This window comes from Pseudomonas sp. AC242 (assembly GCF_979258655.1).
The window spans coordinates 276,115-301,495 of the sequence record NZ_OZ409873.1; the positions used below are offsets into that span (position 1 = coordinate 276,115).

The 25,381-nt window shown below is 58.5% G+C and carries 19 protein-coding genes and 1 pseudogene; 10 read left to right on the forward strand and 10 right to left on the reverse strand.

All coding sequences use genetic code 11. From position 1 onward, the window contains the following. Nucleotides 1-51: 51 nt before the first annotated feature. Both ACZZ0A_RS01190 and ACZZ0A_RS01195 read left to right on the forward strand, forming a co-directional pair. Nucleotides 52-2,607, forward strand: coding sequence for a LuxR C-terminal-related transcriptional regulator (locus ACZZ0A_RS01190; RefSeq protein WP_463542409.1), 2,556 nt, complete (start codon nucleotides 52-54; stop codon nucleotides 2,605-2,607). 154 nt (nucleotides 2,608-2,761) lie between these two features. Continuing rightward, complete coding sequence (locus tag ACZZ0A_RS01195) at nucleotides 2,762-6,226, forward strand: dermonecrotic toxin domain-containing protein (protein ID WP_463542410.1); 3,465 nt, start codon at nucleotides 2,762-2,764, stop codon at nucleotides 6,224-6,226. Nucleotides 6,227-6,267: 41 nt separating this feature from the next. On the opposite strand, the gene ACZZ0A_RS01200 is transcribed toward ACZZ0A_RS01195, so the two are convergent. Beyond that, nucleotides 6,268-7,047, reverse strand: a complete 780-nt coding sequence (locus ACZZ0A_RS01200) for an IclR family transcriptional regulator (RefSeq protein WP_007914208.1) — start codon at nucleotides 7,045-7,047, stop codon at nucleotides 6,268-6,270. A 164-nt stretch (nucleotides 7,048-7,211) separates the two neighbouring features. Between ACZZ0A_RS01200 and hmgA the strand changes: the two genes are divergently transcribed. The 4 genes from hmgA (at nucleotide 7,212) to ACZZ0A_RS01220 (ending at nucleotide 11,970) form a co-directional block, all read left to right on the forward strand. Then, entirely contained in the window at nucleotides 7,212-8,516 is a 1,305-nt protein-coding gene (hmgA, locus tag ACZZ0A_RS01205) for a homogentisate 1,2-dioxygenase (protein ID WP_007914207.1), read from the forward strand. Nucleotides 8,517-8,519: 3 nt separating this feature from the next. Next, entirely contained in the window at nucleotides 8,520-9,824 is a 1,305-nt protein-coding gene (fahA, locus tag ACZZ0A_RS01210; protein ID WP_447783680.1) for a fumarylacetoacetase, read from the forward strand. A 12-nt stretch (nucleotides 9,825-9,836) separates the two neighbouring features. Further along, nucleotides 9,837-10,472: a maleylacetoacetate isomerase gene (gene maiA / locus ACZZ0A_RS01215; protein ID WP_463542411.1), complete on the forward strand. Its 636-nt coding sequence runs from the start codon at nucleotides 9,837-9,839 to the stop codon at nucleotides 10,470-10,472. Between the two features lie 142 nt (nucleotides 10,473-10,614). Further along, nucleotides 10,615-11,970, forward strand: a complete 1,356-nt coding sequence (locus ACZZ0A_RS01220; protein ID WP_463542412.1) for an MFS transporter — start codon at nucleotides 10,615-10,617, stop codon at nucleotides 11,968-11,970. An 87-nt stretch (nucleotides 11,971-12,057) separates the two neighbouring features. On the opposite strand, the gene ACZZ0A_RS01225 is transcribed toward ACZZ0A_RS01220, so the two are convergent. After that, a complete protein-coding gene (locus ACZZ0A_RS01225; RefSeq protein WP_007950287.1) occupies nucleotides 12,058-12,861 on the reverse strand; it encodes a SirB1 family protein in 804 nt (267 codons plus the stop codon). 185 nt (nucleotides 12,862-13,046) lie between these two features. Between ACZZ0A_RS01225 and ACZZ0A_RS01230 the strand changes: the two genes are divergently transcribed. Next, entirely contained in the window at nucleotides 13,047-14,066 is a 1,020-nt protein-coding gene (locus ACZZ0A_RS01230) for a Leu/Phe/Val dehydrogenase (RefSeq protein ID WP_007914197.1), read from the forward strand. Between the two features lie 202 nt (nucleotides 14,067-14,268). On the opposite strand, the pseudogene ACZZ0A_RS01235 reads toward ACZZ0A_RS01230, so the two are convergent. Beyond that, nucleotides 14,269-14,523 (reverse strand): annotated as a pseudogene (locus ACZZ0A_RS01235) (YebG family protein); the annotation flags it as partial. Between the two features lie 339 nt (nucleotides 14,524-14,862). Between ACZZ0A_RS01235 and ACZZ0A_RS01240 the strand changes: the two are divergent. Continuing rightward, nucleotides 14,863-15,363, forward strand: coding sequence for a phosphate-starvation-inducible protein PsiE (locus tag ACZZ0A_RS01240; protein WP_026000737.1), 501 nt, complete (start codon nucleotides 14,863-14,865; stop codon nucleotides 15,361-15,363). On the opposite strand, the gene ACZZ0A_RS01245 is transcribed toward ACZZ0A_RS01240, so the two are convergent. From ACZZ0A_RS01245 to ACZZ0A_RS01255, 3 genes are all read right to left on the reverse strand, one after another. Then, entirely contained in the window at nucleotides 15,360-15,677 is a 318-nt protein-coding gene (locus ACZZ0A_RS01245; RefSeq protein ID WP_007914191.1) for a DUF3509 domain-containing protein, read from the reverse strand. The genes ACZZ0A_RS01240 and ACZZ0A_RS01245 overlap by 4 nt on opposite strands. A 303-nt stretch (nucleotides 15,678-15,980) precedes the next feature. Next, nucleotides 15,981-17,282, reverse strand: coding sequence for a serine/threonine transporter (locus ACZZ0A_RS01250; RefSeq protein WP_463542413.1), 1,302 nt, complete (start codon nucleotides 17,280-17,282; stop codon nucleotides 15,981-15,983). A gap of 86 nt (nucleotides 17,283-17,368) precedes the next feature. Beyond that, the gene (locus tag ACZZ0A_RS01255; RefSeq protein ID WP_095112649.1) at nucleotides 17,369-18,745 is read right to left on the reverse strand and encodes an L-serine ammonia-lyase; all 1,377 of its coding nucleotides are present in this window, start codon (nucleotides 18,743-18,745) and stop codon (nucleotides 17,369-17,371) included. A 135-nt stretch (nucleotides 18,746-18,880) separates the two neighbouring features. Between ACZZ0A_RS01255 and ACZZ0A_RS01260 the strand changes: the two genes are divergently transcribed. Continuing rightward, entirely contained in the window at nucleotides 18,881-19,828 is a 948-nt protein-coding gene (locus ACZZ0A_RS01260) for a LysR substrate-binding domain-containing protein (RefSeq protein WP_007914183.1), read from the forward strand. Nucleotides 19,829-20,028: 200 nt separating this feature from the next. After that, nucleotides 20,029-20,436 (forward strand): HPF/RaiA family ribosome-associated protein, encoded by a 408-nt coding sequence (locus tag ACZZ0A_RS01265; protein ID WP_007914181.1) that lies wholly within the window; start codon nucleotides 20,029-20,031, stop codon nucleotides 20,434-20,436. A 242-nt stretch (nucleotides 20,437-20,678) separates the two neighbouring features. Here the strand turns inward: ACZZ0A_RS01265 and ACZZ0A_RS01270 are convergent, their stop codons facing one another. From ACZZ0A_RS01270 to ACZZ0A_RS01285, 4 genes are all read right to left on the reverse strand, one after another. After that, nucleotides 20,679-21,047, reverse strand: coding sequence for an endonuclease domain-containing protein (locus ACZZ0A_RS01270; protein WP_007914179.1), 369 nt, complete (start codon nucleotides 21,045-21,047; stop codon nucleotides 20,679-20,681). A gap of 289 nt (nucleotides 21,048-21,336) precedes the next feature. After that, nucleotides 21,337-23,670: a TonB-dependent Fe(3+) dicitrate receptor FecA gene (gene fecA / locus ACZZ0A_RS01275; RefSeq protein ID WP_463542414.1), complete on the reverse strand. Its 2,334-nt coding sequence runs from the start codon at nucleotides 23,668-23,670 to the stop codon at nucleotides 21,337-21,339. 144 nt (nucleotides 23,671-23,814) lie between these two features. Next, nucleotides 23,815-24,747: a DUF4880 domain-containing protein gene (locus ACZZ0A_RS01280; RefSeq protein ID WP_007914175.1), complete on the reverse strand. Its 933-nt coding sequence runs from the start codon at nucleotides 24,745-24,747 to the stop codon at nucleotides 23,815-23,817. Next, nucleotides 24,744-25,232 carry a sigma-70 family RNA polymerase sigma factor gene (locus ACZZ0A_RS01285; RefSeq protein WP_007914173.1) on the reverse strand — a complete coding sequence of 163 codons (489 nt, stop codon included), beginning with the start codon at nucleotides 25,230-25,232 and terminating at the stop codon, nucleotides 24,744-24,746. The genes ACZZ0A_RS01280 and ACZZ0A_RS01285 overlap by 4 nt, the downstream gene beginning before the upstream one ends. Between the last annotated feature and the right edge of the window lie 149 nt (nucleotides 25,233-25,381).

The window sequence follows — 25,381 nt, forward strand, 5'->3', positions numbered from 1 at the left end:
GCGCACGGGAGAGGGCTAGGGTGAGCGCACAACGATAAGAAGGCTCACCCGATGACCGCCATGACCCCGTGCCTGGATCGACCCGGATTTCTGCCCAGACTTTCTTCACATCATCAGCCTCGCCCTCGCTTGAGTGCGCCTCTTCTGGCTTCGAACGCGCGGGTCAGGCTGTTGTGCGCACCCGCTGGCAGTGGCAAAACCGCACTGCTCAGCGAATGTCTTCTGCAGGTGCGTGCAGACTGCGAGACGATTTGGCTGCCGCTGGCGGGAGCAGCGCTCAGCTGCGAGGAGTTTTGCCTGCGTCTGACTCAGGTGCTCGGGCTGGTCGAGGACCTTGACGTTGCGCAACTGATGGCGGAGCTGGCACGTTGGTCCAGGACAACTTCGCTGTTTATCGACGATTACAGCCGTCTGCCGGATCCGGCTCTGGATGCTTTACTGGATCGCTTGTTGGCGGTCAGCAGCCCGGCGCTCACCTGGTGGATCAGCACTCGCCGCCGGCCACAGTGCAACTGGCCGCGCCTGTTGCTCGATGACGAACTCTACGAATCCGAGCGCGCCAGCCTGGCACTGACCCACGATGAGCTTGTACCGGTGTTGCGCCATTTGCCGCCAGACCAGGCGGACCGTGTCGCCGCCGGTATCATCCAGCGTACCGGCGGTTGGTGCGCGGGTGCGCGCATGGCGCTCCTGCAAAAGTGCGACTGGTCGCAAAAGCTGCAGCCACAACAGCGTGTCGACACCCTGCTCGATTATCTGCAGCACGAACTCTTCAGCAACCTGACGCCAGAGCAGGATGAGGCATGGCGTGTTCTGGCCCAATTGCCGCGGTTCAACGCGCCATTATGCGAGCATTTGTTCGGCCCCGGCGAAGGCGCACAGCTGTTGCATGACCTGCAAGTGCTGGGCTGCTTTATCGAGCCTTGGCAGGAGTCCGTCGATTGGCTGCAGGTTTTTCGCCCGCTGTCGCGAATCATGCAGGAGTCGCATTGGCCGTGTGCGCGTTCGTGGCATCGGCGCGCCTGTCAGTGGTTCACTGCGGTGCAGGATTGGCGAGCAGCGTTCGAGCAAGCGTTGTTGGCCGAAGAGTACGAAACGGCCGTAAGCCTGTTGCAGCATTTGAGCTTCGAGGATCTGCTGGAAGACCAGACGGTCGTCCTGCTGTTGCGCTTGCATGAGCAGCAAAGTTGCGAGCTGACCTTGATGACACCGCAATTGATCGGGCTGGTCACGGGGGCATTGCTGTTCGCCGGCCGATTCGAACAGGCCGCGCAATGCATGGCTCATCTCGTCCGCTTCATGCCGCAGCCGACGAAGCATCTGGAGCAGCAACTGCTGGCACGTTGGCAGGCGCAACAAGGTTGGCTCTGCCACTTGCAGGGGCAAATGGAGCCGGCGCGCGCCTGTTTTCAGGAGGCATTGTCAGCGTTGACCGACGATGCCTGGCAAGCCCGTCTGATGTGTCTGTCGGGACTGACGCAGCAGGCGTTACTGTGCGGTGAACTCGATCAGGCCCATGCTCTCAACCGCGAGGCGCTGTGCCTGGCGCGCGCGCATGGCTCCCTGTTGTTCGAAGGGTTGCTGGAGCTTGATCATGCGCAATGGCTCGAGCAGCGAGGAGCGCCCGCGCGTGCCGAAAGTCTGCTGGTGGACATTGAGCATTTGCTGCGTCAGCGCACCCTGGTGCCCACGCCGCTGCTGGGCCGAATTGCCCTGCGACGAGGTCGGCTGGCGCTGTGCATGGGTCTGGAAGAGCGGGCTGCGGATCTGTTCAGCCGAGGCCTTGAAGATTGTTTGCGCAGTGAAGACAAGCGGGTCTTGTATGGCTACCTCGGGCAGGCTCAACTGGCCGGCAATCGAGGCGATTATGCCTGCGCTTTCGAGCGCCTGCGCGAGGCCGAAAGGGTCATGCAGCAGCGGCAGATTCCCAATACGGTCTATCGCGGTGTCGTGCTTCAGGTCAGCAGCCAGTTCTGGTTGCAGCAGGGGCGACCGCAATTGGTGCAAGAGGCGTTGGGCCGGCTGTTAAGGCATTACCGTGGACCCTCTGCACTCCAGGCGCCGCCCGCCACTTTCGAGCTGATTATCCGCATTGAATACCTGCTGGCCTGCGCGCATACGCAGTTGAATCCGGATGAAAGCTGTCTGCCAACCATTGAACGATTGCTCAATCAGGCGCAGGCCAGAGGCATGTTGACGGCGGAAACGGAGTTGCTGCTGGCCTTCGCCCAGTTGGCCGAATCGAACGGTGACACAGAGGCAGCGCAGCAAGCTTTCCAGCGCGCCGGAATGCTGGTGGAGCGCTGTCAATTGCAGCATGCCATGCGGGAGTGGGAATTACGCCGGGGCAGTCTCGGAACAGTGTCTGCCAAGCAGATTCCTGCCAGGCAATGCGATAACCCTGATCTGGCGTCGGGCCTCAGTCGGCGTGAGCGCGAAGTGCTGATGTTGATTGCTCAAGGTGCTTCGAATCAGCAAGTTGCAGAACAACTTTTTATTTCGTTACATACAGTAAAAACACATGCGAGACGAATTAATGGGAAGTTGGGGGTGGAGCGCAGAACTCAGGCGGTGGCGAAAGCAAAGTTGATGGGGATATTGGCTTAGTGTTTTAATTTTTTTTGCTGGTGAAAATGATTTTGGTTGTTTGTTGGCATGTTTTGTAAATTGTTCGAACTTCATGTTGATTGAAAAAGAAACTACCTTGCGACCCTCTGCATAGCTGCACTCGCAGCTCTGAATAGTCAAGTAAGGAAGTGTTGTGGCCAAGTTATTTAAAAGTTTGATGCGTGGTTCGTTGGGTGAGCAAGTTACGTGGGCTGAAGAGTGGAAAAAGGCCAGCCAGGCAAAAGCAGGTCTATTCAAGATCATCGACGCCATGCCAAGCGTGCTGGATATTCTTCGCAACTTGCTTGGGAGTGAGTTAAAGCGCTTGGGTAAAACGGTCGATATCGACAAAGTCTATATCAATACGGATCCTGCTTTTCCCGCCAATGAAAACCGGCCTTCGGGCACTCTTTGGGACGTCACTGTTCATTGTCTGGATAACAACGTCAGCCCCGCTTACATAGTGGGCGGCGATGGTGTGTTTTTTCTGCCGGACACGTTCAGTGAGCAATTCAAAGTCAATGTTCTGAATACGTTTATTGTCGAGGATCTGATCGCGGCTGTAGCTGCAGGACTGGAAAAAACGTTGCGAACCGAGATCGCAAAGTTCTGGGCGGCGCCAGCGAAAACCATTCGCCCGGACACTGCACCTCTGTCGAATAAGCAGACTTTCATCGAAGCGTACGCCGTGGTCACGAGTGCAGAGCTGTCCCTGTCGGTCATGGCCAACAATTTTGATGCCCTGTTGGGTGAGAGATTCGCTCATCTTCTTGACGCAGACTCCGGTCGCGCAGCGTTTGAAGTCAACCTGCGCCCGACGCAGGATTACCTTCTGTCGCGTCAGCCCTGTTTCGTTCTGGACAACGCCGAGCGTCCGGATGCAGAAATGCCGCTGCTCAACGAGTCGACGTCCTATCTCGTGCACACGCCGGAATACGGCTTTGAGTTTTTTGAAAAAAATACCGATTTGCACAGCAAACTTCAGCAGCGATTGTCCTTGGGTAGTGACCAGATCAGATACCTGAAGGGTACGCGAAGTCCTCACGCCTTTTGTGTAGAGACTCATCTCAAAGGCCAGCTTGAAAGCGTGTCATCCTTGTTCAGTGGTCGGGAACAACTGGAAAATCCGCTTACCTCGGTGTTGCAGGACAATCAAGGCCTGCATGTTCTGCGCTACGGTATCAACACCCGCTTCTATCTGCTTCGGACTGCGTTGAAACGCACCGACTGGCCGGTTTGGCTCCATGGCGCTGGTAGCGATATTCAACAACGATATAACGAGCTTGAAGAATCCAAGGATCAATACCAGGCTGCGTTTTCAAGCGCGTTCGATGCGTGTTTTTCGTTTAAGGATTATGTGGTGCGTACGTTCGCTGAATGGGCGGACAGGGTTCTCGGTGAGCACCTGGATCCAGAAGCGATAAGTGTCCATAGCTCGTATACTCTGCAAGTTGCCGGACGTACTATCGAACAGGAAGAAACCCGCACGCTGACAGAATTTATCGTTTTCGGTCTGCATGACAATGGTTATAAAGCCGCCCTGACTATCATCGGCGTTCCCGACGCAAGTCGGCTGACGACGGTGGCGCTTGAGCAGTGGTTGGAGAGTCGCAACCTGCGACTGGAATTTACCAGCAGCCTTGCATCCTCGCCCTCGGTTGGTTACCAAGAGGCTTATCGCAACTACCTCTTCAGCCAGATGGCGTTTGCAGTTTTTGTTGCTCGCCACTCTGGAAAGCTGGACTCCACCGATGCGAATATCATCGCGCGAGCCATGGCCAATGACGCCACGGTGACTATTCAGGGATTGGGAATCAAATCACAAGTACCAGCGTTGAAAGATGTCCTGATCATTTCGGCCAGAGAATATGTACCGTCGCTGATGTTGGTCAAAACGCCTGGCGGTGAATTTGAACTGCAAAAATTTTCCGATGTTTATGCGGCGAACGTCTGGCTGGAGTCGGCATTGTCCGCAGATCGTGAATACGCTGCATTGCTGATCCATCCAGACTACCTGCACGAAGCAGGTAAGTTGCTCGGCAGCGCTCCCACAAAACTGAACTACCGCTACACGCTCGATGGCCGGCCGGTCGATCTTGGCCTGAATCTCAAGGCTCCGTTGGCAGACTACGTAAATATCGCTTACCGAGCCGAAGTTGCCCTGCACAAGGCCATTGCTCCGGCTGGTTATCGAGCACTGGGCATCGAAGGCCGCAAGCGCTATTCGCGTCTGACCACCGAACTCAAGGCACTGTCTACAGTTGATGCGCGAGACAATGGTTTTCCGACATTCGAGCAGTTCACTTATGACTCGGTGAAAGCTCAGATAGAAGACATTTTGCGTACTCGTGGCAGCAAGGTTTCGGTCAATCCCGACAAGATCATTATTCAAACCGAAGAGTTTCGTAAGAGCGTTACTGACGTTTTGCTTGAGGGACTCGCCTTTGAGGCCGTGCATCCGGGCTACGAAACGAAATTCAGCCCGAAATACTATTTGGTGAATGGCCATCCCAGCATTGAAAAACTGGATATCCGAGACCTGTCCTCACTGTCGAAAACTTTCCGTCCCGGCGACAGATATACCGCCATGCTGAAAGCGCAATACCAGAACAGCGCTCATCCTGACTACGCGTTCAAGCGCGCGGTACACGCCCGAAGAATCCGCTGTGAAATGTACCGCAATGCTTTTGCCGACTTTACCAATGGCAGACTGTCAGTAGAGTCTTTCTCTGCTATCCAGCGGACTATCGATAATCTGAAAGAAAGTGGCGGTTATCAGTCAGTTGTGAATAGCGTCGCCGAAGGTGACGTCGGATTGTATAAGTTCAACATCGTCGAGCCGGGTTTGACGGCTGCCTGGGACCGCACGGTTGGCGGCGTTTATATTTTCCGACTGAAGATGTCTTCAGGGTTGCTCGATTTGCTCTATACGCCTGACGCGCCGGATCTGGTCAGCTTCCGGCCCATCGCTGATTTCATTCCTTCGATTCGTTTTCGATACGGCCCGTTCAGGAATTACTACAGCCAGCGGATATTGCTGGTCGACCAAAAGGTGATCAACGACTATTTCGACAATCTGGTTGCAACCGCCGATAACAAACCGGTCATTCGCACGCAGCAGCGTTCGTTATTGCCTGATCTGTTCACTTTCCATGACGAGCGAGTGCGCCGTGTATTGAGCGATATCGACGAACGCACCACCAGTCTCAATGAAATAATCACCGGTATTATTTATGACAACCTGTTGAAGGCCGCGAACATCGTGAGCCTGCTGGTGCCTCCCGTGGGCACTGTCGTGGTGGCTGTGCAGATGATGAAAAGCATCTACGACGCCTCACAGTCGGACAAGCGAGGTGACTACCGCGCTGCCCTGGGACATGTCCAGGAAGCGCTGACCGGGCTGATGACGTTGGGCCAGGCCGCAGCTGCGGGTGCCCCCGTCAAGGAAATCACCCATGCACAACGGTCCTTGCTCAGTTTGTTCGAAGATGCGCGGACGGTCGCGGAGCTGGTCACTTACTACACAGGCCAGGAAGAGTTGAAAGAGATGCTGGTCGAGTTCTTCAACACATTGATGGAAAGTGCCAGTTCCGGACTGAGTAAAACAACCGTTCATTGACCGCTTTTGAGCACTTGCTGCTCGCTCAATGCGTAAAGCGTTTATCGTTCATAACCCATCCGCCAACTCACGGCCCGCGTCGCCGCCAGCAACCGCTGCGCCGCCGGGCCGTTTTCGTCGGCGTGGAACAGTGAGGTCGGGCCGACAATGGTCAGCACGGCGGCGACCTGGCCGACAGCGTTGAACACCGGTGCGGACAACGCATCCACACCCGGCATCAGCAAACCATGCACATGATGCAGACCGCGTTCGCGGATCTGTTCACACAGTGATACGTAAGTCTTCTCGTCCTTCAGCGGATGATCGGCAGCGGCAATCTCCTGAACGCGCAAATCATCGGTTTCGCGATGTGGCAGATAAGCGCTGAATACCAGCCCGGTTGATGAACTGAGCAACGGCAATACCGAACCCAATTGCGTCACCACCGTCACTGCACGCACCGCCGGCTCGATGTGCACAACGGTTGCGCCTTGGTTGCCCCACACCGCCAGAAAGCAGGTTTCGTTGAGTTCGTCGCGCAGTTCGGCCAACGGCAGGGCGGCGACTTTCAGCACGTCCATACTGTTGAGTGCGGCGAGGCCTACACGCAAGGCTTCGCGGCCGAGGCCGTAATGGTTGGTCGCGGTGTTTTGCTCGGCAAATCCTGAGGCGATCAACGCCTGCAGATAGCGATGAACCTTGCTCGCCGGCATTTGCACATGTTCGGCCAGACGCGACAACGAAGTGGACGGCGACAACTCGGCCAGGGCCTTGAGGATGTCGGTGCCGACTTCGGCGGAGCGGACTTTCTGTTTGCCGTTGCTGTCGCTGGTTTTTTCCATGGTGCGGCCGGGTTCCGAAACGAATGGGCGTCTTTATAGCTTGACGCTGGATAGCGAGCAAATTACGTTATGCGTAATCGAATTACGATAATAACAACCCCGGCGTGCCGAAACCTCTGAGCCAGAGCGATGGGCCACTGCCGACTCCCTGTTCAGGAGGCTCCATGAACCTCGATTCAACCGCTCAGGCGCTGGCGTATCAGTCCGGTTTCGGCAACGAATTCAGCTCTGAAGCGTTGCCCGGCGCGCTACCCGTCGGCCAGAATTCCCCGCAAAAAGCGCCGTACGGTCTCTACACCGAATTGTTCTCCGGCACCGCGTTCACCATGACCCGCAGTGAAGCGCGGCGCACTTGGATGTACCGGATTCAGCCTTCGGCCAATCACCCGGCCTTCGTCAAACTGGAAAGACAACTGGCCGGCGGTCCTTTGGGCGAAGTGACGCCCAATCGCCTGCGCTGGAATCCGCTGGAGATCCCGGCCGAGCCAACCGATTTCATCGACGGTCTGGTGAGCATGGTCGCCAACGCTGGCGCGGAAAAGCCGTCCGGCATCAGCATCTACAACTACGTCGCCAACCGTTCGATGGAACGGGTGTTCTTCAACGCCGACGGCGAACTGCTGCTGGTGCCGCAACTCGGTCGATTGCGCATCGCCACCGAACTCGGTGTGCTGGAAGTGGCGCCGCTGGAAATCGCCGTGCTGCCGCGTGGCCTCAAATTCCGTGTCGAATTGCTCGACCCGCAAGCACGCGGCTACGTCGCCGAGAACCATGGCGCGCCGTTGCGCCTGCCGGATCTGGGGCCGATCGGCAGCAACGGTCTGGCCAATCCGCGCGACTTCCTCACCCCGGTCGCCGCTTACGAGAACCTCCAGCAGCCGACCACGCTGGTGCAGAAATTCCTCGGCCAGCTATGGGCCACCGAACTCAATCACTCGCCGCTGAACGTGGTCGCCTGGCACGGCAATAACGTGCCGTACAAATACGATCTGCGCCGTTTCAACACCATCGGCACCGTCAGCTTCGATCACCCGGACCCGTCGATCTTCACCGTGCTGACCTCGCCGACCAGCGTGCACGGTCTGGCCAACCTCGACTTCGTGATCTTCCCGCCACGCTGGATGGTCGCCGAGAACACCTTCCGTCCGCCGTGGTTCCACCGCAATCTGATGAACGAATTCATGGGCCTGATCCAGGGCGAATACGACGCCAAGGCCGAAGGTTTTGTGCCCGGCGGTGCGTCGCTGCACAGCTGCATGAGCGCCCACGGCCCGGATGGCGAGACCTGCACCAAAGCGATCAACGCCGAACTCAAACCGGCAAAAATCGACAACACCATGGCCTTCATGTTCGAGACCAGCCAGGTGCTGCGCCCAAGCCGCTTCGCCCTCGACTGCCCGCAACTGCAATCCACTTACGACGCTTGCTGGGCCACGCTGCCCGCGACGTTCGACCCGACCCGGAGATAACCCATGACTCAGACTTCCATTACCCGCAGTTGGGTTGCCTCGGCCAACGGCCACGCTGATTTCCCGCTGCAGAACCTGCCGCTGGGTGTGTTCAGCAGCAACGGTGCGGCGCCGCGCGCTGGCGTGGCGATTGGTGAACACATCTTCGATCTGCAAGTGGCGCTGGAAGCCGGGCTGTTCGACGGCGTCGCGCGCAGTGCGGTCGAAGCCATGCACGGCGGCCAGTTGAACGCGTTCTTCGAACTCGGTCGCGAGGCACGTGTGGCTCTGCGTTCGCGTCTGCTGGAACTGTTCAGCGAAGGCAGCACTCACCGTGGCAACATCGAAGCCCAAGGCGCGAAATTGCTGCCACTGGCCGCCGATTGCCAGCTGCATCTGCCGGCACGCATCAGCGATTACACCGACTTCTACGTCGGCATCGAGCACGCGCAGAACGTCGGCAAACTGTTCCGTCCGGATAACCCGCTGCTGCCGAACTACAAGCACGTGCCGATCGGTTATCACGGTCGTGCCTCCACCGTGCGTGCGTCGGGCACTGACGTACGGCGTCCGAAAGGCCAGACCTTGCCGGCCGGTCAGACCGAGCCGACGTTTGGTCCGTGCGCACGCCTGGACTATGAGCTGGAGCTGGGCATCTGGATCGGTCAGGGCAACGAGATGGGCGATTCGATCGCCATCGCTGACGCGGCTGATCACATCGCCGGTTTCTGCCTGCTCAACGATTGGTCGGCACGCGATATCCAGGCTTGGGAATACCAGCCGCTGGGTCCGTTCCTGTCGAAAAGTTTTATCACCAGCGTCTCGCCGTGGGTGGTTACCGCTGAAGCGCTGGAGCCATTTCGCACCGCGCAACCGAAGCGTCCTGAAGGTGATCCGCAGCCGCTGCCGTACCTGTTCGACAAGCGCGATCAGGACGGCGGTGCCTTCGACATCGAACTGGAAGTGTTGCTGCTCACCGAAGCCATGCGCGAGCAGAACCTGCCGGCTCATCGCCTGACGCTGAGCAACACCCGTTACATGTACTGGACCGTCGCGCAAATGGTCGCGCACCACAGCGTCAACGGCTGCCAGTTGCAGGCCGGTGACCTGTTCGGTTCGGGCACCTTGTCCGGCCCTGAGAGCGGTCAGTTCGGTAGCCTGCTGGAAATCACCGAGGGCGGTAAAAAGCCGATTGAACTGGCGTCTGGCGAGGTGCGTAAATTCCTCGAGGACGGTGACGAAATCATTCTGCGCGCTCGTTGCGCTCGCGATGGTTTTGCTTCGATCGGCTTCGGCGAGTGCCGCGGCAAAGTGTTGCCGGCGCGCTGACAGGAGCGGCATATGGATCTCTATACCTATTACCGTTCGACCTCGTCGTACCGGGTGCGAATCGCGCTGGCGCTGAAGGGGCTCGACTATCAGGCGTTGCCGGTCAATCTGATCGCACCGCCGGGTGGCGAGCATCGCCAAGCGGCGTATCTGGCGATCAATCCACAGGGCCGGGTGCCGGCCTTGCGCACTGACGAAGGCGGTTTGCTGATTCAGTCGCCGGCCATCATTGAGTACCTGGAAGAACGTTATCCACAGGTGCCGTTGCTGCCTGAAGATCTGCTTGCCCGTGCGCAGGTGCGGGGTGTGGCGGCGGTGATCGGCTGCGATGTGCATCCGCTGCACAACGTCAGTGTGCTCAATCGCCTGCGTCAGTTGGGGCACGATGAGGCGCAGGTGGTGGAGTGGATCAGTCACTGGATCAGCCAAGGGCTGGCGACGGTGGAGCAGTTGATTGGCGATGAGGGTTTCTGTTTCGGCGAGTGGCCGTGCGTGGCTGATGTGTACCTGATTCCGCAGTTGTATGCGGCTGAGCGGTTCAATGTCAGCCTTGAGGCGTATCCGAACATTCGTCGGGTCGCCACACTGGCGGCTGAACATCCCGCGTTCATCAAGGCGCATCCTGCCAATCAACCAGACACCCCATAACCCTGTAGGAGTGAGCCTGCTCGCGATGAGGGAGTGTCAGTCACTCAGTTTCTGACTGACCCACCGCTATCGCGAGCAGGCTCACTCCTACAAGGGAATATCGCCATTCGCATAATCATAAAAACAAAACAGGTACCTTGCGATGCACAACCAGATTGCCAGCTTTCGGGCGGCACTCGACGCCCGTCCTGTGTCCCGCTATCAGTGGTTGCTCTTGATCCTGCTCGCCTTGCTGCTGGTCACCGACGGTTATGACGCTCAGGTGCTCGGTTACGTCGTGCCTGCGCTGGCGCAGGACTGGGGCCTGGAAAAGTCTGCGTTCGGGCCTGTGTTCAGTGCCAACCTGCTAGGCCTTACCCTCGGTTCCTTGGCGGTCACGCCGCTGGCTGACCGCTTTGGCGTGCGCCGGATTCTGCTCGCCTGCGTACTGATCTACGCCACGCTGACGGTGCTGATGGTCTTCGCCGACTCGTTGAACACGCTGATGATCGCGCGCTTTATTTGTGGCATCGGCATGGGCGGGGCGATGCCCAGTGCAATGGCATTGATGTCGGAATATTCGCCACCGCGTTTGCGCACCTTGATGGTAACGCTGGCGGCGTGTGGTTTTTCGTTCGGTGGCGCGGCGGGTGGTTTCGTCGCCGCCGGGTTCATCGACCAGTTCGGCTGGCAAGCAGTGTTTCTCGCCGGTGGCGTTACGCCGTTGCTGTTGTTTCCGTTTCTCTGGTGGATGCTGCCGGAGTCGCTGCCACGTTTGCTGCGTGATGAACCGCCGTATACGCGGCTGCGCAAAGTCACCGCGCGCATGCTGCCGGACTGGCAACCACCGCTGGCGACTGCCGAGCAGAGCGAACGTGAGCAGGGCAGCAAACTGACCGTGGTCGAATTGTTCCGTAATGGCTACGCGCGTCCGACCTTGCTGATCTGGGCAACGTTTTTCGTCAGCCTGATTCTGCTGTATTTCATGATCAGTTGGCTGCCGACGCTGCTGCTGGAAAGTGGCTTGAAACTCAACGAAGCCAATCTGGTGACGTCGATGTTTCTGTTCGCCGGCACCTTGGGCGCGATCTGCATGGCCTGGTTCGCTGACCGCTTGAAGCGCAAGGTGCGATTGTTGTCCGCAGTGTTGGCCGGTGCGGCGCTGTGCACGATTCTGCTCGGGCTAAATCACGACAACCCGCGTTATCTGGTCGCCTGCGTGTTCGCCGCCGGGTTCTGCATCATCGGCGGGCAACTGACGCTGAATGCGTTTGCCAGCAATTTCTACCCGGCGCATGTGCGTGCGACCGGCACCGGTTGGGCATTGGGCGTGGGTCGCTTCGGTTCGATTCTCGGGCCGCTGTTTGGCAGCCTGCTGCTGGCGATGCACATTCCAGTGACGCAGATTTTCTTCTTCTGTGCGATCCCGGCGGTCATCGCCGCGCTGCTGATTATTCAGGTGCGTTCGCCTTCCGAAGGAAATTCGGCAGTTGGAGTGGGGATATCTGTCAAATCCTGAAGAGCAAAAGATCGTAGCCTTCGGCAGCTCCTACATGGGAATGCATATTTCAATGTAGGAGCTGCCGAAGGCTGCGATCTTTTGCTTTTAATGGACGACTGAGTTGGGCGGCAGGTGTCCGAGGCGTTCAGTCAGCCGCAGACGCTGAATCGGGTCATCGCTGAGCATCAGCGCGTGTTCCAGATCAAAGCGCTCGGCATTCGGGCAGTCGAGCCGCTGATAAAGACTGGCTCGGGCCAGGTAATCAGCGGCGCCAGCGTCACCCAGTTCGAGCACGCGTTCGGCGTCGATCAGTGCGGCAATGAAGTCATCATGTGTCAGGTGCAACTGCCGCAGGTTGCGCGACAGGCGCTGAAGCATTTGCACCGGCGAGGCGGTCAACAGATGCTCGGCGTTGAGCTTCATATTCGGCCCATACTGGCGCTGCAACAGTTCGCGACAATCATTGGGGTACAAGCGCCGGCCGCCGCACGGATCAAGCAGGTGATCGGCGCCGGGCACGCGCAGCAGGAAGTGTCCGGGGAAGTTGACCCCGACCAGAGGAATCTCCAGCCCTCGCGCCAGCTCCAGGGCAATCAGCGCCAATGCTAACGGTTGGCCGCGACGGGTCTGCATCACTTTGTGCAACAGCGCCGCCTGCGGGCGCAGCGGCAGGAAGTCGTCCTGGGCAAAGCCCAGATCAGTCATGCGGCGCAACAGGGGCTGCGCCAGTTCACTGACCGGCAGCATCGGCAAGCCGTAACTGACGCGTTGTTGCAGGTCTTTGAATTCTAGTAACAGCGCTTCGGGATCGACTGCTTTTTCGTGCTCGGCCGCCATCCACAGCGCGGCTTCGAACAGCGCGGGCGGTGAACGGTGCAGGCATTCGAAAAAACGTTGACGCGCACTCATCGAAATCTCCGGGGAATGCCTCGTTTTAGCCCGGTCCGGGTCATTCGTCCAGTGCCTCGCAGCACCGCTGTCGGGTTATGCCGCAAAGCTGTTGTCGGCGCGGGCGCTTATTCCGGTGTGCTCCAGCAATTTTCAGGCGCAGGCCTATACTGGCGTTCTACAAGAAGTGATTCGGGAGCCCAACGATGTTTGCGCTCATGCAAAGCACTCGCCTGGAATCGCTGCACCTTAGCGTTGACCCGGTCTCCGGGTTGAAGGCGGTCATTGCCATCCATAACAGTCGCCTCGGGCCAGCCTTGGGTGGATGTCGTTATCTTGCCTATCCCAATGACGAATCTGCCGTCGAAGATGCCATTCGCCTCGCTCAGGGCATGAGCTACAAAGCCGCGCTGGCGGGGCTGCCGCAAGGCGGTGGCGTTGCAGTGATCGTGCGTCCGGTACACGTGGAAAACCGTGGTGCACTGTTCGAAGCGTTTGGCCGTTGCATCAATCAGCTTGATGGTCGCTACATCACCGCCATCGACAGCGGTACCTCGGTGGCGGACATGGACTGCATCGCTCAGCAGACCCAGCATGTCACCAGCACCACGTCGGCCGGTGATCCCGCACCACACGCAGCGATGGGCGTGTTTGCCGGAATTCGGGCGACCGCCATGGCACGGCTGGGGAGCGACAATCTCGAAGGTTTGCGCATCGCGGTTCAGGGCTTGGGCAATGTCGGTTACGCGTTGGCCGAGCAACTCCACGCCGCCGGGGCAGAACTGCTGGTCAGCGACATTGACCATGGCAAAGTGCAACTGGCGATGGAACAACTCAACGCTCACCCGATCGCTAACGACGCGTTGCTCAGTACGCCGTGTGACATCCTCGCGCCGTGCGGTCTGGGCGGGGTTTTGAACAGCCACACGGTCACGCAACTGCGTTGCTCGGCCGTGGCCGGTTCGGCAAACAACCAACTGACGCACCTGGATGTCGCCGATCAACTGGAACGGCGCGGGATTCTGTATGCGCCGGACTATGTGATCAATGCCGGAGGCTTGATCTACGTCTCGCTCAAGCATCGCGGCGAAGAACTGACCACCATTACCGCGCATCTGTCGAAGATCAGCTCTCGACTCACCGAAGTATTTGCCCATGCACAGGCGGAAAAACGTTCGCCGGCGCGGGTGGCGGATGAGTTGGCGGAAAAAGTTTTGTATCGCTGAAAAAGCAAAAGATCGTCCGATCGCGGCCCGAGCCTTCGGCAGCTCCTACAGGAAATACGTATTCCAATGTAGGAGCTGTCGAAGGCTCGGGCCGCGATCGGACGATCTTTTAGGGCGTTGCTTACTTCGCCGCTTTTGCTGCTTTGGCTGGCTTCGCCGGCGTTTCAGCGGGTTCCGCTGCTTGCGCATTATCGACCGGCTCGGCCGGTGCGTTGAGCAGCTCGGACAGTGCATCCGGCTGGCTCTTGAACGCCCGGGCGAACACATCGCGATTCTTCGCCATGTAGATCCCGGCTTCTTCCACTTGCTGTTCAGTCAGCGACGGAACGGCTTTTTGCAGCACATCGGCCAGATATTCGGCCAGTTCGAGCATTTTGTCATGACGGTCAGCTTCGGCTTTATCCATGAACAAGCGCTCCAGATCTCGGCTGCTGCGGTATACCACTTCGACGGCCATTCACCACCTCACATGCCTTCACATTAAGTTGTCTTGACGACTACTGTATCCATATACAGCGAAAAGGATAAGCGAATCCCTGCGCCATGGGTAGTGGCTTTTCAATGTAGACCGGATTTCGGGTTTGTCAGATGGACCTTATCGTCTGCATTCGCGAGCAGGCTCGCTCCCACAGGGATTGTGCATAACCCTGGGCCTGCGACCAAACGCCACGGCGCGGGTTTGGCGGCGTCTCGCCATGATGGCGTGGCCTCTTTTCTGCATGAAAACCGTTACGTGCAGAAAACCGTCACGTCCAACACGCATCATCCGCTCGCATTCGAGCTAAGGAACATCATCGTGAAAATCAACTGGGCCGAGAAACTGCGGCAAAACGTGCATCAACTGGCCGAGTCCCTGGGCAACCTCTTCGTCGAAACCTTCCACTATCTGGCGCTGTTCGCCATCGGTGCGGTGACGGCGTGGGCGGCGGTGATGGAGTTTCTCGGGATGCTCGAGGAAGGCCACATCAAGATCGATGACATTCTGCTGCTGTTCATCTATCTGGAATTGGGGGCGATGGTCGGGATCTACTTCAAGACCAACCACATGCCGGTGCGCTTCCTGATCTACGTGGCGATCACCGCGCTGACCCGCTTGCTGATCTCCAACGTCTCGCACCACAACCCGCCGGACATGGGCATCATCTACCTGTGCGGCGGGATTCTGCTGCTGGCGTTCTCGATTCTGGTGGTGCGTTACGCCTCGTCACAATTCCCTTCGGTGAAGATCGAGAAACCGCAGCGCAAACTTGGCGCCGGCTCCAGCGAGCATCCGGAAGTAGAGAAGGGCGAGCTTTAAAGCCCGGCCGCTTGCCCTGGCCGGCCGCTGACACGTGGCGGTGGCGGGATTATCCCGCTACCGCTGGTCATGGCTTCGAGGATCGCCATGGCGCTGTGGCCTTGTTCGATGGCGATGCCGAATTGAATGCTTTGCACCAGACGCTTGAGGCGCACGGGGTCGTTGCGCTGCTCGGCGCTGATCATGCGCTTGGCCACGATTCGGCCGCTGTTGGACAGGGTCAGCATGATGCTGCCGTCCAGGCCCTGAATGCTCAGGTTGATCTGATAGTCCGGCGCGAAGGCATCGGTAATGATCTGAAAAGGATTGTCCATGATGCGTCACCGCCTGATTGAACGTGCAGTTGTTGACCGGCCGTGATCGGGTTGGTTCGCCCTACCGGATCATCGGCCATTCCGTGGCCTGTATTTGTTGCTTCATGTAGGAGCTGTCGAGTGAAACGAGGCTGCGATCTTTTGCTCTTCGCTGTTTTGATTTCGGTCATCAAGAGCAAAGATCGCAGCCAGCGACAGCTCTCACAGGGGAGTAGCAAGGGCTGTGCCGGGAAAATTGTCGAACAATGAACACGGGCATAAAAAAGGCGAGCCACGTGGCTCGCCTTTTTTAATGGCGCGTTTTCAGGGCAGAACCGAGTAGATGATCGCTGACAGTGCAATCAGACCGATCAACACCACAAACACGTTGGACACCTGGCCCGAATACTGGCGCAACGCTGGCACGCGACGGATGGCGTACATCGGCATCAGGAACAACAGGCAGGCAATCACCGGCCCGCCGAGGGTTTCGATCATGCCGAGGATGCTCGGGTTGAAAGTCGCCACGGCCCAGCAGCTGAGGATCATGAACACGGCGGTCGCACGGTTCAGCCAGCTCGCCGACATGACCCGGCCACGGCTGCGCAGGCTTTTCACGATCATGCCCTGAAAACCTTCGCTGGCCCCGATGTAGTGGCCGAGAAAGGATTTGGTGATCGCCACCAGCGCAATCAGCGGCGCGGCGTAAGCGATCACTGGCGTCTGGAAATGGTTGGCCAGATACGACAGGATCGAAATGTTCTGCGCCTTCGCTGCCGCAAGATCCGCCGGCGACAGCGCCAGCACACAACTGAAGCAGAAGAACATCACCGTCACCACCATCATGCCGTGGGCCATGGCGAGGATGCCGCTGCTTTTGCGTTCGGCCTGCTCGCCGTAGCGTTGTTTCTGATCAACCGCGAACGCGGAGATGATCGGCGAATGGTTGAACGAGAACACCATCACCGGAATCGCCAGCCACATTGTCTTGAAGAAAACAGACATCGGCATGGCCTCTTGAGCGCTGGCGAAAAACGCGCCGTTCCAGTTCGGGATCAGGCTGAGCGCGAGCAGCAGCAACGCCGCAACAAAGGGATAAACCAGCACGCTCATGGCTTTGACGATGACGCTTTGCCCACATCGCACAATCGCCATCAAACCGAGGATCAACACCAGTGAGAGGATCGCCCGTGGCGGCGGGGCGATGTGCAATTGGTGTTCGAGAAAGCTGCTCAGGGTGTTGGTCAGCGCCACGCTGTATACCAGCAGGATCGGGAAGATCGCAAAGAAATACAGCAGCGTGATCAGCTTGCCGGCACCGATGCCGAAGTGTTCTTCGACCACTTCGGTGATGTCCCCGGAGCGCCCGGACAAGACAAAACGGGTCAGGCCACGGTGAGCAAAAAACGTCATCGGGAAGGCCAGTACAGCCAGAATCAGCAACGGCCAGAAACCACCGACGCCGGCGTTGATAGGCAGGAACAAGGTACCGGCACCGATCGCGGTGCCGTACAGGCCGAGCATCCAGGTGGTGTCGAATTTGTTCCAGCCCGTGTGGGCCGTTTCTGCATTGCGTGTGCGATCTACAGCGGGATTTTCGGCAGCAGGTGTACGTACATCGGTCATCGGTATCGCCTCGTTATTATTTTTGCTCGGGCTCACGGTTGGCAGACCGTCGGGTGCGGTCTGCCGGGGCGGTCAGGGAATGCGCCTCAGCATTCCACCCAGCTCACGGCAAGGCCGCCCCGTGAAGTCTCTTTGTATTTGTCGTGCATGTCGGCGCCGGTGTCGCGCATGGTGCGGATCACCCGGTCGAGGGAAATGAAGTGCTTGCCGTCGCCGCGCAGGGCCATTTGCGTGGCGTTGATCGCTTTCACGGCAGCGATGGCATTGCGCTCGATGCATGGCACTTGCACGAGGCCGCCGACCGGGTCGCAGGTCAGGCCGAGGTTGTGTTCCAGGCCGATTTCGGCGGCGTTTTCCAGTTGCTCCGGGGTGGCGCCGAGCACATCGGCCAGGCCGGCAGCGGCCATCGCGCAAGCCGAACCGACTTCACCCTGGCAGCCCACTTCGGCGCCGGAGATCGAGGCATTCTTCTTACAGAGAATGCCGACGGCGGCCGCGCCCAGGAAGAAAGCGACGACATCATCGTCAGACGCGTCCGGATTGAATTTCATGTAGTAGTGCAGAACTGCCGGAATGATCCCCGCTGCACCATTGGTCGGCGCGGTGACCATGCGCCCGCCGGCGGCGTTTTCTTCGTTGACGGCGAGGGCGAACAGGTTGACCCATTCCATTGCCGATAGCGTCGAACTGATCACGTTGGGCTTGCCGATCTCCAGCAGGCTGCGGTGCAATTTCGCCGCGCGGCGCGGCACGTTCAGGCCGCCGGGCAGAATCCCCTCGTGGCGCAGGCCTTGTTCGACGCATTCACGCATCACCGACCAAATGTGCAACAGGCCTTGGCGGATTTCCGCGTCGCTGCGCCAGGCGCGCTCGTTGGCCATCATCAGTTCAGAGACGCGCAGGTTGTGCTGCTTGCACAGCGCCAGCAGTTCGGCGGCGCTGGAGAAATCGTACGGCAACACCACGTCACCGGCCGGGGCTACGCCGGACTCGGCTTCGGCCGCTTCGATGATAAAACCGCCGCCAACTGAGTAGTACGTTTGCTCGAACAGTTCGGCCGTTTCGCCAAAGGCTGTCAGGGACATGGCGTTGGGGTGGTAGGGCAGGCTCTCGTCAAGCAGCAGGAGATCGCGCTGCCAGTCGAAGGCAATTTCTCTCTGACCGGCGAGGGACAGTTGGCCTGTCTCACGCAGTTGCTGGATGCGGGGATCGATGGTCGACGGATCGATGCTGTCCGGCCATTCGCCCATCAGGCCCATCACCGTGGCGCGGTCAGTGGCGTGACCGACGCCGGTGGCCGACAGCGAACCGTACAAACGGATTTCCACACGACGCACATCGTTCAACAGATGTTGATCGATCAGCGCCTGAGCGAAGGTTGCTGCCGCCCGCATCGGGCCGACAGTGTGGGAGCTGGACGGGCCGATGCCGACTTTGAATAGATCGAAAACACTGATAGCCATGCTAAACCCTTACAAGCAATGGAGTAGGAATCGCTGCCATTTTTTGTAGGACAAGCGCAATGTCGGCGATACTGCCTACCTCGGTCCTACGTGACTAACGAAACTTCCTAAGTAAGCCTTTAGCAGGACTAAACGATGAGTCGTCAATTGCATGCCCAGACCTATGTCTGGCTGCAGGTGTTTTCCTGTGCCGCGCGGCACCTGTCGTTCACCCGTTGCGCCGAAGAACTGCACATCACCCCGGGGGCGGTCAGTCAGCAGATTCGTCAGTTGGAAGAGCGCCTGGGTTTTCGTTTGTTTCATCGGCGTGCGCGCGGTGTCGAGCTGAGCGCGGAGGGTCAGCGGCTGGCGATTACCGTCAACGAGGCGTACGGCAGCATCGATGCCGAATTGCGTCGACTGGACGCCGGAATGATCAGCGGAATTTTGCGCGTGCGCTCGATTCCGTCGTTCCTCAGCAAGTGGCTGACACCGCGCTTGCCACGCCTGCAGCAGCGCTATCCGGACATTCAGCTGCGGCTGGTCGCCGAGGACAGCAGCGTACCGTTACACGAGGGTGACTTTGATCTGGCGATCGATCTGAACGACGGCAGTTACCCGGGATTGTTATCCACAGCCTTGCTCGACGAGCAGATTTTTCCCGTGTGTGCACCGAGCCTGTTGCGTGGGCGTCCGCCGCTGCATGGGCCGGCGGATCTGGTGCATTTTCCGTTATTGCACGACATCACTGCCTGGCGTGGCAGTTATGAATACGCAGAGTGGGAGTTTTATTTAAACGCGATCGGCTTTGAAGGCGCCGACGTACGGCGCGGGCATACCTTCAATCGCAATCACCTGACCATCGAAGCGGCGATCGCCGGCATGGGCGTGGCGATTGCCCGCCGCACTTTGCTTAACGATGAGTTGGAACGAGGGACGTTGATTGTGCCGTTCGGCCTGTCGGTACCGAATCACAAACGTTACGTGTTGCTGTATGCGCCGGGGGCGTTGAGCCATCCGGGCGTGCGTGCGGTGCATGATTGGCTGGTCGAGGAGGCGGGGATATTTCGCAGTTTGCACCCGTTGAATGACGGGCAATTGTGAGCGAATTTTGCAGGGTTGCGAGGCGACCCAACTCCCGACCTTACCAGTGCTTTGCCCGGTTGTCCGGCTTTTTTTGCGAATGAATATTTATCTTTTTTCAGGGGTTGAAATGTTCGGCAGTCGGGCCGATTGTTGTAACCAGGAGGTCAGGAAATTCAACTCAAGGCCTCTCACGAGCTAGCTGAAATAAGGGATGAACTATGCAAATCCAAGTCAACAGCGATAACCATATTCAAAGTAGTCAACGACTGGAGGAGTGGGTACGTACAACCATTGAGAGCACGCTCGAACGTTATGAAGAAGACCTGACCCGTGTCGAAGTCCACCTGAGCGACGAGAACGGTGACAAACCAGGTCCCCATGACTTGCGCTGCCAACTGGAAGCGCGGCCAAAAGGCCATCAACCGATTTCCGTGACCCACAAGGCCGATTCGCTGGAACAGGCGATCGACGGCGCTGCCGAAAAACTCGAGCACGCCCTGGAGCACCTTTTCGGCAAACTGCGAGGTAAGCCACGTGCCGCTGTGGTGCCACTCACCGGCAAGGCTAACGACAAGCTGTTGGCGGAAGAGTTTGACGAGAATGAACAGGCAGCGATCAACAGTTGATACGCTGATTTAATAAGCCAACCAATGAGAACGGGCCTGCGAAAGCAGGCCCGTTTTTTGTTTGTAAGCAGAAAAGCCCCTCACCCCAGCCCTCTCCCGGAGGGAGAGGGAGCCTACCGAGGTGTCTGAAGAGGTACGTCGACTTGGAATACCGAGTCGATTATGGATTCAGCAAAGCAATTTCAGGTCGACGGAAATTACGAGCATCTCCCGGTCAGTCCCCCTCTCCCTCTGGGAGAGGGTTAGGGTGAGGGCAATCTTCGAACTGCCGCAATTCGTATGATCTGCTCCAGTACTTCATCCATCTGCTGAAGTACCTCCAGATTACTGAAACGCACTACTTCAATAGCCTTTTGATTCAGATAGCGTGTCCGGCGTTGGTCATGAATCACTTCTCGCGTTTCATAGTGCTGACCGCCGTCCAGTTCAATCGCCAATTTCAGCTCGGCACAGTAAAAATCCAGCACGTAAGGCGGGCACGGAAACTGCCGGCGAAATTTCAGATTGGCGATTTGGCGAGAGCGGATTTTTTGCCAGAGCAGGTGTTCGCAGTCGGTTTGGTTAACGCGTAACTGACGAGCGAACTGGGCTAGGGTGGGGCGAGTTTGCATGCTTCACGATCCTTGTGAAGTTGGTTGGATATTTCACTGTAGCCGAGAACCCTCACCCCAGCCCTCTCCCAGAGGGAGAGGGGGCCGACCGAGGTGTCTTGCGGGCTACATCGACCTGAAAGACCGAGTCGATTATGGATTCGGCAAAGCGGTTTCAGGTCGAGTCGATTATGGATTCGGCACAGTACGTTCAGGTCGGCGTACCTCGCAAGCATCCCCCCAATCAGTCCCCTCTCCCTCTGGGCGGTCCGACGTTTCGGGAGGGTTAGGGTGAGGGGCTCTTCAACCCTCAGAACGCTACAGAAGTCTGCACATAAACCGTGCGCGGCTCCCCCACATACTTGCCCTTGTTGTTGTCATCAAACGACCGCGTGAAGTACTGCGTGTTGAAGATGTTCTTCACCCCCACCGCCACATTCAGATCCGACAACTGCGGCCCGAAGTCATACCCCGCGCGGCTGCTGAACAGCATGTACCCCGGGATCTTCCCGGTACTGCCATCGGCACTTTCCTTCGAAGTGTTGGCGTTGTCGGCGAACTGATCGCTCTGGAAGCTGCTGTCCAGATTCAGCTTCCATGGCCCCTCGGTGTAACCGACGCCAATCGTGCCCTTGTGTTTCGACGAGAACGGTACGCGGTTGCCCTTGTTCGGTCCGTCTTCGCGGATGGTCGCGTCAACGTAGGCGTAGCTGGCATAGACATCAAAACCGGCGAGCGCAGGGCTCAAGTCATCCAGCGCGTAGTTGATGCTAGTTTCTATACCCTGATGGCGGGTTTCACCACGGGCGATTACCGAGTCGTTGGTCTGGTTGCTTTCGTACTGGTTATCGAAGTTGATCAGGAACGCGCCGATCTCCGCGCGTAACGCACCGTTGTCATAGCGCGTGCCGACTTCCCAGGTGCGCGCCTTTTCCGGTTTCACTTCGCCGCTGGTCACACGGTTGGGCATCTGGCTGTATTGCACACTGCCGAACGAGCCTTCGGTGTTGGCGTACAGATTCCAGCTGTCGGTCAGGTGATAAAGCACGTTCAACGCCGGCAGTGCGGTGTTGTAGTCGCCCTTGTATTTGACGTTGGTCAGGTTGTTGGTCTGCTGTGATTCGATCATCTCGTAGCGCACGCCCGGGGTGATCGTCCATTTGCCGATGTCGATGCGGTCGTCGACGAAGAACGCATTGGCCTCGGTGCCGCCACGGGTGTCGCGGTCGTTGCGGCTGGCGGTGGTCGGGTATTCGTTACTGCTGATCGGCGTGCGATAGCGCAGCTCGTGGCCGGCCTCGTTGATGTAGCGATAGCCGACGCCGACTTCATGGCTGGTCGGGCCGAGGTCGAAGCCTTGGGCGAAACGGGTTTCCAGGCCGCGAACCCAATACTCTCGCGGCGACAGCGAAAGGAATGTGCCCTGATCCAGATAGCCGCTGCGCAAGGTCTTGGTGAAAAAGGTGTTGGCGGTGAATTCGCGGCGATCTTCCTGATAGCGATAGCCGAAGTTGAACATCGTGCGCCGGCCCCAGAACTGGTCTTTCGGACGCGTCGATTGATACGGATCGGCGTCGTAATCAGCGACGTTCAGACCGCCGGGCATGTCGGCTTTCCCTTCGTAATATTGCGCCATGGCGTTGAAGCTGTTGGCCTCGTCGAGCTGGTATTTGCCCTTGAGGATCAGGTCGTCGATCTCGGTGTCGCTGTGTTCGCGCCAGTCACCGCCACGGGTGCCGGAGTAGAGCAACGCGCCACCGAGGCCATTGGCGTTAGTGCCGCCGGCCAGCAGGTTGGCGCTGGTCTTGAAGCCGTCATGGCTCGACGATGGGCTGGTTTCCGTCTGGAAGCCGCCCTTGACCGTTGGCTCGTCGGGAATCCCCCGGGTCACGAAGTTGACCACGCCGCCGACGTTCTGCGGGCCGTAACGCACGGCGCCACCGCCACGTACCACGTCCACGGCATCCATGTTGCCCATGCTGATTGGTGCGAACGATAGCTGCGGTTGGCCATAAGGCGCGAACGGCACAGGAATGCCGTCCATCAATACCGTCGAGCGCGCGGCCAGGCGAGGATTCAAACCGCGAATGCCGAAGTTCAGCGCCATGTCGTGGCTGCCGGTGCCGTTGTTTTCCGGGGCATTGACGCCGGGGATGCGGTTAAGCACATCACGCGCCTGAGTTGCGCCCTGACGTTCGAACTCTTCGCGGCGGATCACGTCGCGAGCACCGGGATGTTCGAACACGTTGATTTGCGCGGCGTCACCCAGCCAGTCGCCGACGACTTTCGAAGTGTCCAGCTCCAGCGCGGCATCCGCCACCGGTTGCAGGCTGAACGCGTTGTTGCCTTCGGTGCGCGCTTGCAGGCCGGTGCCTTCGAGCAGCGCATTCAAACCTTGTTCGGGCGTGTAGCTGCCCTCCAGACCTCGACTTTGCACACCGCTGGTGACTTGCGAACCGAATGAAATCAACACGCCTGCTTCACGACCAAACTGGTTGAGAGCGTTTTCCAGCGACGACGGCGCGATGTGATAAGCCTTGGCTTCAGCAGCCATCGCAACGGGCAGGGCACTGAAACTCAGGCTGGCGCCGAGGACAAGATTGCGCAGGCTGCGAGCCAGTGGTGTGAGGCGGGTGGAGTGCATGTCGGATGATCCTGAGAAGGTTGAATCAAGGGGGCTTTCCTTCTCTGTCACGCCAGATCTGAAAAACGGCTCATTTATTTTTCAAGATCAAAGGATCGTCCGATCGCGGCCCGAGCCTTCGGACGATCTTTTGATTCTGCTGCTTTAAACCCGCGCTTCGACGCTCACCCAGTAACGGGTAAAGCGCTTCACCTTTACCGGCAAACTGATTTCCAGCAGATCGAGAATCCGCTCGCTGTCGTCCAGTGGATACGTCCCGGAGATCAACAGATCGGCGACGTTCTTGGCGCAATTGAGTTGGCCGCGACGGTAACGGCCAAGCTCATCGAGGAAGTCGCCCAATCGCATATGCGCGGCCACCAGCATGCCGTCGGCCCAAGCGCCACTGTTGGCATCCAACGGTTTGGCTGCGCTGACGGAGGTCGAGGTGAAACTCAGTTGCCGTGCAAGCGGCAACAGCATCGGCGCGCGTCCATTGCTGCTCAGTTCGACGCGACCTTCGAACAAGGCAACCTGCGTGCGATCGGCAAACTGACGCACATTGAGACGTGCGCCGTGAGTTTCAAGAATGCCCTGAGCGGTGCGCACTTCGAACGATTGTTTGGCCGTCAGGAGGATTTCGCCTTCGAGCAAGCGTATCAGTCGCGCCGAGGCATCGACATCGGCGGCACTGGCGGTGTTGAGTTGCAACTGATCGCCGGCACCAAGCGCCACCTTGCGCCGTTGCCCGATCGGGCTGCGGTAGTCGGCGAGGAACGACGGCAGTGGATTGTGCTCGCGCATGCCCCACGTGACGGCTGAGCCCGCGCCAAGAATCAGCAACAGTTTCAGTGCCTGACGACGACTGCCGGACTTCGCCCCGTTCAATGCCGCATGCGCCAGTGGTGAAGACACGCCGCGCAGACGCTGATTGACTCGTTGAATATGCTCCCACGCCCGCCGGTGTTCGCTGTGCGCCTCCAGCCATTGTTGCCAGGCGTGTTGCTGGCGCGGGGAGAGCGCGCCTTGCTGCATTTCCATCAACCAGTGCACGGCCTGTTCCGCCACCTGAGAGGAGAAGTCCGGTGTGCGGTTCATAGCGCGAAGTAGCAGCGCATTGCCGCTTTGTTCAGATGACGTTTGACCGTGGCCACGGAAATGCCGAGTTCGGCGGCAATCTGTGGATAAGTCAGGCCATCCACCTGCGCCAGTAGAAATGCGCGTTTGACCTGACGCGGCAAACCGTCGAGCAACTCATCCAGCTCCATCAGGGTTTGCAGGATGATCGCTTTGTCTTCTTCCGACGGCGCGACCATGTCCGGCATCTGCGCCAGGGTGTCGAGGTAAGCGCGTTCGACATCCTGACGGCGGTAATGATTGAACAGGACGCGCTTGGCCAACGTTGTGAGAAAGGCGCGCGGTTCGATGATCACCGGCGGCTCGCGGGCGGTCAGCACCTTGATGAACGTGTCCTGCGCCAGGTCTGCCGCGCTGTCCGGGCAACCGAGTTTGCGCCGCAACCAGCCTGTGAGCCAGCCGTGATGGGCCTGATAGAGCGATTCGACGGGATGGGCGGACGACAACGGTGAACTCCGGGCGCTTTCTTGACGCGGTAGAGAGTGTGCGTTAGAGAACAAGAACTGTTCGCATTGTAGGGGGTGAAGCGCTCAACCGGCAATCAGATGCTTTTGCGTATGAGAATATTTATCATTAATATTGCTCGCCTATAGGT